This is a genomic window from Trichocoleus sp. Lan (assembly GCF_039961855.1).
GTDB lineage: Bacteria > Cyanobacteriota > Cyanobacteriia > Cyanobacteriales > FACHB-T130 > FACHB-T130.
In genome coordinates this window covers 172,603-184,558 of the sequence record NZ_JAMPKA010000002.1, presented here as the reverse complement: position 1 = coordinate 184,558, position 11,956 = coordinate 172,603, and the positions used below count along the sequence as shown (strand labels likewise).

The following is an 11,956-nucleotide window of genomic DNA, read 5'->3' as shown; positions in this document are numbered from 1 at the left end:
AAGGGTGCAGAATCAAGCTTGAAGGTTATAAAGATGACATGAAATCTTCCCGGCTCCCTCTTTCCAGCTGCCTCTTCCTGCTTGTCTTCATGAGCGGATGTCAAAATCAGAAACCAACGAATGCCGAGATGGAGGCGTGGAGAAATGAGGCGATGCAAAAAAACGCCGCAATGGTTGCCGCTCATACGAACAATCGACAGCGGCAACAGTGGAATCTAGAAATTCAGGGGAAAACGGCGGCGGGAAAATCTGTGCGGTTGACTATGCAAGAACTAGATGCGATCGCAACCACCCATATACGGACGCGATCGCCCCATAATACCAGCAACAACCCCGATCGGATTTTTGACTTTCGGGGTGTTGCTATCTCTAAACTGCTCGACAAGTTCGGCATCACTAATAGTAAGGAAGTAACGCTTGTCGCTTTCGATTCCTACCGTGCCACCGTCAGCATTGCCGACTTGCGTGCGTACCCGATTATCATTGCTTTAGAGCGCGATGGAATGCCCATTTCCCGCAGCGAAGGCGGACCGCTTTCTCTGGTATTTCCTTACACCGAGTACCCGCAGCTTGAGCAAAAGTATCCCGACCGTTTTTGGGCATTTTACGTGACCAACTTGATTGTCGGTACCGAGCCAGTGCAACTGCGCGTTGGCGAAACCCCGCTTGATGCCAAAACCATCAGCCAACTGCCACAAGTCACCATCGAAGAAGCTGTTGGCTACCCGATTGGATGGCCGATTGGTAAAGTCAAGCTCACGGGCGTGCGGGTGCGGGACGTTCTTGCGGCTGCCGGTGTTACCCTGCCAGAAAACGGTATGGTTATCGTTCGGGGAAAAGCGCCCGTCTCTCGCAATGCCCTGAATCCAATTCGTTTGGCAGCTAACGAGGTGCGAGACTGCGATATTTTGTTTGCCACGCACTGGAGTAACGAACGCAATCCGATTCCTGCCAAAATGGGTGGTCCGATAACGCTGGCTTTCCCCAGCAATTGTCAAGCGAGATCCGAGAATCAGCGCTGGCTCACTTTTGTGGAACAACTGGAGGTTAGTAAATAATGGCGAATGGTTAATCTGAGTTTTGAGTTTTGAGTTTTGAGTTTTGAGTTCCAAGAAAATTATTTTATTCAAAAGTTTTAACTTTTGAGAGTTTTGAGTTTCAAGAAGATTTTTTCGTTCAAAACTAAAAATTTAAAATTTCAAACTTTTTAGAAATTACCAAGTAACCATTACCAATTAACCCTGATGAAAGTTGCCGCGTTCCGTTCAATTCATACACGAATTATGACCGCCACGACACTCTTGATTGTGGCGATTGTTGGTTCTGTGGTATGGCTGTGGGCGAAAAACGAGAGACAACTCTACCGGGAACAGAAGCGGCGTGAAGTCCAGCAGCTAGCGATCGCTTTATCCAATACCTGGACAAACGAACTTGAAGACCAAAATTGGGGTCAGATTCGGCTCGGTTTCAATCTGCTACTGAAGCGCAACCCAGATTTCGTTTACATTCTGATCTCCGATGTGCGCCTGTCTAATCAAATCGTCGCCGCCAGCGAAAGCGAACTTCAGGAACAGTATGTTCCCGATATTGTGCCTGTGTGGGTCACGGACTCAGCGCTGGCAGTATATGACGATACCCGTGTTGTCGAGACATTTCTCCTGCGCGACATTACTTTCAACCGCAAAGTGCGGGCACGCCAAGGTGAAACTGCCATCGAAGTTGCCGCCGCGATTCGCAACTCTTCGGGGCAAAAAATTGGGACGTTGCGGATTGGGATGTCACTGCGGCAGGTCAATCAAGCGGTCGCGATCGCTGTCGAAAAAGCGCTGTTTGTAGGTGTTTTCGCCCTCTCCTTGGGTCTTTTCGGTTCCTACCTGTTGGCAACAGAACTCAGTAGTCCCGTGCGGCGGTTGCAATTGAGTGCTGCCAAAATTGCCGCAGGCGATTTACACCATCGGGCTGAAATTTACCGCAAAGATGAAATCGGCGCTTTAGCGATCGCGTTCAATGATATGTCGGCGGCGCTACAAGGTTTGTTTAGCCGACTACAGAAAACTATCGAGTCTTTTCATCGATTCGTACCAGAGAAATTTCTTCTGGTGATTGCACCCGACGGCATCGAGAACATCCAAGTCGGCTTTGCCTCGACGCGCACGATTACGATCCTATTTGCCGATATTCGGGGCTACACGGCAATGTCAGAACAAATGACGCCCTTAGAAACCTTTTCATTTTTGAATGACTACCTCGCCTGCATGGGACAAGTGATTGACAAGTCCGGCGGTTTCATAGACAAGTATATCGGCGACGCGATTATGGCGCTCTTCGATGATGAAGCGACGGACAACGCTCTGCACGCAGCGTTAGCAATGCGACAGCGACTTAAAATCTTGAATGAAGAGCGATCGCACCAAGGTTTGCCAACCATCGATATCGGTATTGGCATTCATCGAGGCGAGGTCGTCATGGGTACCGTTGGATTTAGCTCCCGTATCGAGTCTACAGTTGTTGGGGATGCCGTAAACGTAGCCGCTCGTGTCGAAAGCCTCACCAAAAACTACGACAGCACCATCCTCGTCACCAAGCCAATCGTCGAAGCGCTGCGCCACCCCGACACTTTCCCCCTGCGCTTAGTCGATAAGTTTGTTCGGGTGAAAGGCAAGGAAGAGCTAGTAGCGATTTACGAGCTTGATGCAGTGTAGGTTATTTACCGAGTCTATTTGCTCGATAAGCTCCTCTCTTCTCTTCCTCTGCGCTCTCTGCGTCTCTGCGGTTCGTTTTTCCCAAATTAAAGAAGACTGTTATATATTCCAGGAAAGGCTGAAATTTTAAAAATTCTTAATGTCTCCGCTTCAAGGATTTTGAGGATTTTGACCCGATAAGGCAGCGCTCAAGAATCTTCAACTAGACAAACTGATTAAGATTTTAAAAATGTATCAAATGCGCCAGTTTTTTTTACAGAATGGTGAATAATTTACTCATATAAATCTTGCTAATTACTCAGTATTCTAGGAGAACCTCACCCCTTCTCTTGCGCCCCTCTGTATCTGAGGGAAAGTGGCTGGGTGAAAATTTTAAATGATGCCTATTTAAACGGGTTTCCTTTCAGATAAATCCCTTCATAAGTTTTGCCCGTTAAAGCTTACAGCTATTTTGAATAATACCGAAAGAGAAAACGAAACCCTGGGAAATAGAGGTTACAAGCAGGTGTGGCTTGAAATTTAATCTTCAGTGCCCCAATAATATCCTGTTTGGCAAGTAATCATAAAGATAGACTTTTAAAATTAAAAATATTTCAAAAGAAAGGTTTCATTGGCAATAGGCAGCTTCTGTAACAAAGTCTACCGTTTCAATTTACAAAAGCGCCTAACTTAGCAGAAAAAGCAGTTTTAACGACAATAGCTGTGCGGTTACACGTGCAATTGCGCCAGATCTAGGTACGCAAGGAGGAACCGTGACAAACGTAACCACCCCTACAGAAGCAATAAAGGCAACCAAGCCTACGGAAAAACTAAATAAGATTGAAAAAGCCAAAGCTGCAAAACATCCCCTATTGCTGAAGCAAGAACTGGAGCATTTTGCACAAATTGGCTGGGAGGCGATGGACGAGTTTGAGCGGAACCAAGGGCTAAAGTGGTTGGGTTTTTTCCATCGCACGGTGACACCCGGCAAGTTCATGATGCGAATGCGGATACCCAACGGCATTTTGACCAGCACTCAGATGCGAGTACTGGCTGAAATCGTGCAACGCTACTGCACGGGTTCGGGATTTCAAAACCAGGGAAATGCCGACATTACCACCCGACAAAATTTCCAATTGCGAGGGATTCGGATTGAGGATATCCCAGAGATATTCAACCGTTTGTTAAAAGCCGGTCTGACTTGCATTCAATCGGGAATGGACAACGTTCGGAACATCACGGGTTCGCCAGTTGCAGGCATTGATGCGGCTGAATTGATTGATACACGGGGCATTGTCCGCAGCCTTCAGGACATGATTACCAATAACGGTGAGGGCAATCCCGAACTCAGCAACCTACCCCGAAAATTTAACATTGCCGTTGCCGGGGGTCGGGATAACTCCGTTCATGCCGAAATCAACGACCTTGCCTTTATCCCCGCATACAAAAACCACACCATTGGATTTAACGTCATCGTCGGCGGCTACTTTGCGCCGAATCAGTATGTAGAAGCCATTCCTCTCGATGTTTGGATTCCTCCTGAAGAAGCTGTGCCTTTGAGTAAGGCAATGCTGGAGGTTTTCCGGGATAATGGTCCCCGCGAGAATCGGCTAAAGTCCCGGATTATGTACCTGATTGAGGGCTGGGGCGTTGAAAAGTTTCGGGCGGAAGTCGAAAAACAACTAGGGCATTCGCTGGAATTGGCGGCTGAAAAAGATGAAATTGACTGGGACAAGCGCGACCATATTGGCGTTTATCCTCAAAAGCAACCCGGACTGAACTACGTCGGTTTGCACGTCCCTGTCGGTCGCTTGTATGCCCATGAAATGTTTGAACTTGCGCGAATGGCGGAAGTTTATGGCAGCGGGGAGATTCGTCTGACTGTCGAACAAAATTTGATTATCCCGAATATCCCGGACACGCGCTTAAGTCCCTTCTTAGAAGAACCACTGCTTCAAGAACGGTTGTCTATCGATCCAGCCATCTTGAATCGGGGGCTAGTTTCTTGCACAGGTAGCGAGTTTTGCGGCTTTGCGCTGATTGAAACGAAAAACCGGGCGCTTGCCTTGATTCAGGAACTGGAGGAAGAGTTAATTCAACCGCATCCGGTTCGCATTCACTGGACAGGTTGCCCAAATTCCTGCGGTCAACCACAAGTTGCAGATATTGGCTTCATCGGTACAAAGACGCGCAAAGATGGTCAAACCGTAGAAGCGGTGGATATTTGGATGGGTGGTAAGGTCGGGAAAGATGCACACCTGGGCAAAGAGATTATGAAAAAGGTTCCTTGCGAGGATCTCAAGTCAGTGGTGAGAGACTTGCTAATCGAACATTTTGGGGCAATCCCCAAGCAGCCACAAGAAAAGCTAGAAGCAGAGATTGCCGTTAGTCGTTAGTCATGCGTCATTAGTCACTTGCTAATTACGAATGACCGATGACCGATGACTAATGACCCATGATCCATGACCCATGACTAATGACGAATGCCATGAGTGACTCAACAAAAACCCTCTGTCCTTACTGTGGCGTAGGCTGTGGCTTAGAAGTTTCGCCGCCAGCGGCTGCAAATCGGGAGACAAATCGAGATAGCCAAGGAAATCCGATCTGGAAAGTGCGGGGCGATCGCTCTCATCCCTCCAGTCAAGGTATGGTATGTGTCAAAGGAGCGACGGTTTCAGAATCGATTGATAAAAACCGTCTCCTCTACCCGATGATGCGCGACTCTCTGGATGAACCCTTCCGTCGCGCTTCCTGGGAGGAAGCCTTAGATGCAATTGTCAGTCGCATTGGTTCCATCCTAAACTCCACTGGCCCAGATGCCCTATGTCTCTATGGTTCTGGTCAGTTCCTCACGGAAGACTACTACCTTGCCCAAAAGCTTTTTAAAGGAATCTTGGGCACGAATAACTTCGATACCAACTCGCGCCTGTGTATGTCTTCCGCCACGGCGGGGTATTTTTACAGCCTAGGTTCCGATGGTCCGCCTTGTTGCTACGAAGATTTAGAACTAACCGACTGTGCTTTTATCATCGGTAGCAACACAGCAGAGTGTCACCCGATTATCTTCAATCGGCTGCGGAAACACCATAAACAAAACCATCACGTCAAAATGATTGTGGTCGATCCGCGTCGCACCACAACCGCTGAAGCCGCCGATTTGCATCTAGCCATTCGACCCGGTACGGATATCGATTTACTCAATGGCATCGCTCATTTGCTTCTACGATGGGGCAAGATGAATGTTGAATTCATTGAGGATTGCACCGCAGGCTTTTCCACCTACGCTGAGGTGATTCAACACTATCCACCGGAAGCGGTCGCCGAACGCTGCGGCATTTCCGTAGATGAGTTGATAACCGTTGCCAAAATGTGGGCTGATTCTAACCGAGTCCTCTCTATGTGGACGATGGGTTTGAACCAATCTTCCGAAGGAACTGCGAAAGTCTCCAGCTTGATCAACTTGCACCTGATAACGGGTCAAATTGGCAAACCCGGAAGCGGCCCTTTTTCCCTGACGGGTCAACCCAACGCGATGGGGGGACGGGAAGTAGGGGGTTTGGCTCATTTGTTGCCTGGATATCGTTTAGTCAAGGATAACCAGCAGAGAACCGAAGTTGAGCAGTTTTGGAAGCTTCCCGCTGGGAAGATTTCGCCGGTTCCCGGTCGCAGCGCTTGGGAAATTATCACCGGACTAGAGACGGGAGAGGTAGAGTTTCTCTGGATTGCAGCGACGAACCCGGCGGTAAGTATGCCAGACCTGGAACGAACGAAAGCGGCGCTAAAGCGATCGCCTTTTACGGTCTATCAAGACGCCTACTATCCCACGGAAACCGCTGCTTTTGCTCACGTTCTACTCCCGGCGGCGCAGTGGGGCGAAAAAACGGGGACGATGACAAACTCTGAAAGAGTCGTCACCCTGTGTCCAGCTTTCCGCAAAGCTTTGGGGGAGGCGAGGGCAGATTGGGAAATCTTTGCAGAAGTGGGTCGTCGGTTGGGATATCCCGAACAGTTTGCTTATACTCACTCATCGGAAATTTATGATGAATTTGTGCAGCTAACCCGCGATCGCCTCTGCGACCAAACGGGCATTAGTCACGAACGTTTGAAAAAAGAAGGCCCGATTCAATGGCCCGAACCCCTTAAAAAGGAAAAATTAAACATTAAAAAGGAACCGGGAAAATCTTCCCACAGCACTCCTAAAAGGCTTTACACTGACTTGCGCTTCTCGACACCGGATGGACGGGCGCGTTTTGTTGCTAAACACTCGCGGGGACTCGCAGAACCCCCCGATCCAAACTTCCCCTTTGTGCTGACGACGGGCAGGCTGTACGGGCACTGGCACACGCAAACTCGTACCGGACGGATTGCAAAAATCCGCCAAATGCATCCGCAACCGTTCATTGAGATTCATCCCCGCGATGCTGCGAAGTTGGCGATTCAGGAGAATGACTGGGTGGAAGTGCGAAGCCGTCGCGGAACTTCTCGATTCCCAGCCAAAGTCACTCAGACCATTTCTCCCGGTACAGTTTTTGTCCCCATTCACTGGGGCGATCTTTGGGCGGATGATGCCGAAGCGAATACCCTGACTCACTCCGCATCCTGTCCCGACTCTCTGCAACCCGAACTGAAAGCTTGCGCCGTGCAACTGGTGCCGATTGCTGCCCATCTGATCTCTGAGGAGTGTTTGCTTCCAGAGACTCAATCCAAAGCTTTGTCCTCACCGCTGCCTGTTTGAAGCGATCGCAAAAGCTTTGATTTTCTATCTGCTTTCACGCCTAAATTTCTACCAAAAGCTTACTGTTCTGGGTTAACCCGAACGCTATCTGCTTTTTCTCCAAAAGCGCTCCACAAGCCTGCCTCTCCCAGCGCGATTGGTGTCTGGGATTGGAGTTTTGCAAACGTTGAACTATAAACAACCGGAATCAAACCGAAAATCATCGATACCACCGTAACCAAAAGCACTACCATCAATGGATTAGAGGGTTCTTCCTCCGCTATCAATACTTGGGGGCGTTCTTGCGTTTTCATTACTAAAACCTTTTGATTAATTTCTAAAAATTGTGTGTCTATTTAAATCTAGCAAAAATTCTGTAGCTGAATATACAAAAATCTTCTTTTACAAAAGTTTAAAATAGCCTGAACTTGATTTTCTAGGTAGTGATGAATTTCAGCGAATACTGCACCTATCAAAAGGAGGAAATCAGGTTTAGCAAGTTTGCAGAACCCGCTGAGGGATGCAACCACCATCCGTGTCTAGAGAGGAGTCAATGTCAGGAAATGCTCACATAGGATTAATCTAATTTTGCGAGAGATTCTGGCTCTCCGACCAAATAACGCGATCGCATTCTGAAAATATAGAGACTTATCAATATCATTTAATTTTTTGAAGCCCTTACAATCTAATGGCTCCAAGACTATCCGCAAAACCTATTAATAAATGCTGACTTAGTAAGATGTGACAGATGTATACAGACAGCTTCTAGAACGCCTAACTAGAAAATAGCAGCAGAGAAATCGGTCTAAAAATCCAAGCTGAGGAAAGCAGCTTTAGTAAAAACTTCTCATACCTTCCCTTTGATCAAAGGGAAGTTATTTGCTTGAAAAAATCAAACGGTTATCGCTCAGGAAATACTCAAAAATAATCCCTCTATTACACATTTTGCATGAGTTGAATGCAAAATGTGCAATGGAGAAGAAAGAATACTTCACAATACAGATACAATACCTAACAAGATAGAGATTTCAAAAGAAATCTGTCTTTTGTAACAAATTCTACGAACTCAGATTATTCAGTTCATTACTCTAACAGAAGCGCTTATTGCTAAAAAAACTAACGTTCGGCAGCTCGGCTCGATAAGGTGAGATTTTATGTTTGAAAACTTTCAAGCAAAAAATAGACCGAACCCCGTGGCAAGCGCCTAATTACGTAAATTTTTTACCTAGGATTTATATCCCCGATTGAATCTATAAAATTTACGCTAACCCAAGAACAGTTCCCGCTTTGATGCATACTTTACTTGAAAAGAAGAGGTTCTGAAATGTCCGGATTATGGTCATTTAGCGGTCGATACCGCATCTTACACCTGACCTGGTTTGCATTCTTTTTAACCTTTGTCGTTTGGTTCAACTTCGCCCCTTTTGCCACAGCGGTGAAAGCAGATTTAGGTTTAAATGAAGCCCAACTCAGAACTCTCGCTATTTGTAACGTTGCGCTCACCGTTCCGGCTCGAATTATTGTCGGCATGATTCTGGATCGCTACGGTCCTCGGATCACCTATTCATGCCTTTTAATTTATGCGGCGATTCCTTGCCTGATGTTTGCATTTGCACAGAATTTTTCCCAATTAGTATTAAGCCGCTTAGCGCTGAGCATCGTTGGGTGTGGATTTGTTATTGGCATTCGGATGGTGGCGGAATGGTTTCCCCCGAAAGAAATTGGCTTAGCAGAAGGCATTTATGGCGGCTGGGGCAACTTTGGCTCGGCAGGTGCAGCGTTTACCCTCCCGACAATTGCCACAGCAGCTGCCTTTTTAGGGGCAGGTCAAGTTAACTGGCGGTTTGCGATCGCGCTCACCGGAATTGTTGCCGCTATCTACGGAATTGTTTATTACTTAAACGTCCAAGATACCCCTCCAGGTAAGGTTTACCAACGTCCCCAAAGCAGCGCCGGAATAGAAGTGACTACCCAGAAAGACTTCTGGTTTCTATTACTTAGCAACATTCCCTTAGTCGGCGTTTTGGGCGTCATTGCTTGGCGCTTAAATCAAGTTAAATTTCTCAATATCACTCAACTGTATGTCACCTGGTTTCTGCTGCTGTGCTTGTATGCATTCCAAGCTTATAACTGTTGGAAAGCAAATCACAGCTTGATGACTGGTAAAAAGCGCTACTCTGCTGAAGAGCGCTATCAATTTGGTCAAGTCGTCAATTTAGAAATTGCTTATCTTGCCTGTTTTGGCTCAGAGCTAGCTGTTGTTTCCATGCTCCCAACGTTTTTTCAAAGAGGCTTTGGATTGACAGAGGCGCTAGCAGCGGGAGTTGCCGGAACTTATGCCTTTATGAACTTGGCGGCTCGTCCAGGAGGTGGCTTAATTTCTGACAAGATTGGCAGCCGGAAGTGGACGCTGGCAGCAACGCTTGCTGGCACAGGAATTGGCTATCTAGTGTTTAGCGGTTTGGGTGCAAATATACCCCTGTTCGGGGTAGTTATTGTGACCATGATTGCTTCCTTCTTTGTCATGGCAGCGGAAGGTGCGACCTTTGCAATTGTTCCTCTAATTAAGCGGCGCGTAACGGGTCAGATTGCTGGTAACGTGGGTGCTTATGGCAACGTAGGAGCGGTAATTTACCTCACCGTCTATAGCTTTTTACCTCAGGATGCTGCGGGCGATCGCATATTTTTCCAGATGCTAGGAATTGTTGGCTTAATTTCGGCTAGTCTTTGTGCGTTTCTTCTCAAAGAACCGGAAGGCTCTCATGAAGGTGAAGAAGTCGGAATAACATCCTCAAAAACGCCCGTTTTCTCGCACGAACGCGAACAAAATTAATTTTGGTAGAAGTCCTAATTGGGAATAAATGAGGTGTTAAAAGTTATCCCAACTTAGGTTTAATAACTGTCTTTTTCTAAAACCAACCGAGTAGGGGTGAGATTGAAAGTCACCCCTATATTTTTATGGCGTGTTGAGCGGGTTTAGAGATATGCTTGGCTACTCATGCTTCCTTACCAATTTAGATAGATTATTAACATTCTTTCTGGATAAAGTTGTTTTTAATACACCTAAACGGGTGATTTGGGATTAAGTTAACTTTGCTTTCTTACTCACACTGCTAGTGACTTTGAGGAGATTTTATGTCGTCTCCCGATCGAACAACTGCCAGCAACGAGCATAACGTATATGCTGATACATTACCTAACGATTCCAACAGTGCAGGCGAACTAACTTATCAGCAAATTATTCTCTGTTCGGCAGTCATTGGAATTGCTGGAGGATTAGTTGCAACGGTTTATTATTACGCACTGGAATTAAGCCTGCATTTTGTTTGGCACACGCTGCCTGGTGTTTTGAATCCTTACTTCCCTAGCGGATTTCCCGCCTGGAATTACGTGTGGATTGCTACCACAATTGGGGGATTTTTTGTCGGTCTCACACTGCACTTCATGGGACTTCCCGGTGAAGTTTCTCTAGTCGTTGATAAGGTACACGATCCAGGACGAATTTCCCTACGCCAAACTCCGGCAATGATTGTTGCCTCACTATTTTCGATTGCAGCTGGTGGCAGTGCTGGCCCTGAAGCCCCGCTAGTACAAATCAATGGCAGTTTTGGCGGCTGGCTGGGTCAAAAGCTCAATCTGAGCCTGACGACAACCCGCGTGCTGACTTTCTGTGGCATGAGTGCGGCACTAGGTGCCTTCTTCGGTGCGCCCTTGGGTGGCGCACTCTTCGCCCTAGAAATTCCCCATCGTCGGGGATTGGAATACTACGAAGCGCTCATTCCTGCCGTGCTTTCGGCAATCTTAAGCTTTTTTGTGTTTCGATTTAACACGGGGTTGACGATTGGGGGGATGTATCACTTTGTCGCACCTCCTAAGCTTTCCCTGGTGAATTTAGGTCAAGGCGCACTGCTGGGGGCGCTAGGGGCGCTGATTGCGATCATCTTTATTGTTCTGTTCCGGAGTATTGGGTACTTGACTCAATACATCGAACACCACACGATTGCGCTGGCTACTTTGGGAGGGTTCGCAATTGGGCTGATTGCTTTAGTGTTTCCCCAGACCCTATTTTTTGGCGAAAAGGAAATTCATACGATTGTCGAAACAGGTTCGACGTTTGGAGTGACGATGTTGCTCGCGATCGCGTTTGCGAAGATGCTAGCAGTTAGTTTCACTCTCCACTCCGGTTTCCGGGGAGGATTCATCTTTCCGCTGTTTTACATTGGTGCAGCAGTTGGCTTGGCGATTTCTCTGGCTTTTCCACAAATCCACCCGACAATCGGTATGATTTGCATGATGGCGGCAGTGAACGTGGCGGTGACAAAAACACCGATTAGTTCCACTGTAATTCTCAGCGTGCTTTCAGACACCGCAATGGTGCCGGTTCTGGTGATTGCCAGTTTTGTCAGTTTCCTGTTGACTACCCAAGTCTCCTTGATTCAAACGCAGCGATCGCGCACGCCGACCGGGTTGCAAAACCCCACCTCGCTGCCCCTATATACTGCTGCTAGTGACTTTCCACAAACCAGCCCTTGAATCCTGCCGATATTGAAAGCTTTTTACG

Annotated in this window: 7 protein-coding genes; 6 read left to right on the top strand and 1 reads right to left on the bottom strand. The window is 47.3% G+C overall.

What is annotated here, in order from left to right; translation table 11 throughout:
- Positions 1-89: 89 nt before the first annotated feature.
- The 4 genes from NDA03_RS02320 to NDA03_RS02305 all read left to right on the top strand — a co-directional run bounded on the left by NDA03_RS02320 (position 90) and on the right by NDA03_RS02305 (position 7,416).
- Positions 90-1,058, top strand: coding sequence for a molybdopterin-dependent oxidoreductase (locus NDA03_RS02320; protein WP_348237177.1), 969 nt, complete (start codon positions 90-92; stop codon positions 1,056-1,058).
- Between the two features lie 225 nt (positions 1,059-1,283).
- Positions 1,284-2,702 carry an adenylate/guanylate cyclase domain-containing protein gene (locus NDA03_RS02315; protein ID WP_199292181.1) on the top strand — a complete coding sequence of 473 codons (1,419 nt, stop codon included), beginning with the start codon at positions 1,284-1,286 and terminating at the stop codon, positions 2,700-2,702.
- 752 nt (positions 2,703-3,454) lie between these two features.
- Positions 3,455-5,077: a ferredoxin--nitrite reductase gene (locus NDA03_RS02310; protein WP_348237176.1), complete on the top strand. Its 1,623-nt coding sequence runs from the start codon at positions 3,455-3,457 to the stop codon at positions 5,075-5,077.
- Between the two features lie 92 nt (positions 5,078-5,169).
- Positions 5,170-7,416, top strand: a complete 2,247-nt coding sequence (locus tag NDA03_RS02305) for a nitrate reductase (protein ID WP_348237174.1) — start codon at positions 5,170-5,172, stop codon at positions 7,414-7,416.
- Positions 7,417-7,475: 59 nt separating this feature from the next.
- Here NDA03_RS02305 and NDA03_RS02300 read toward each other — a convergent pair whose 3' ends face one another.
- Positions 7,476-7,709: a hypothetical protein gene (locus NDA03_RS02300; protein ID WP_190415875.1), complete on the bottom strand. Its 234-nt coding sequence runs from the start codon at positions 7,707-7,709 to the stop codon at positions 7,476-7,478.
- A 1,010-nt stretch (positions 7,710-8,719) separates the two neighbouring features.
- Here NDA03_RS02300 and NDA03_RS02295 point away from each other — a divergent pair.
- Both NDA03_RS02295 and NDA03_RS02290 read left to right on the top strand, forming a co-directional pair.
- Entirely contained in the window at positions 8,720-10,228 is a 1,509-nt protein-coding gene (locus tag NDA03_RS02295) for a NarK family nitrate/nitrite MFS transporter (RefSeq protein WP_190415878.1), read from the top strand.
- A 302-nt stretch (positions 10,229-10,530) separates the two neighbouring features.
- Entirely contained in the window at positions 10,531-11,928 is a 1,398-nt protein-coding gene (locus NDA03_RS02290) for a chloride channel protein (protein ID WP_190415880.1), read from the top strand.
- The last annotated feature ends 28 nt before the right edge of the window (positions 11,929-11,956 follow it).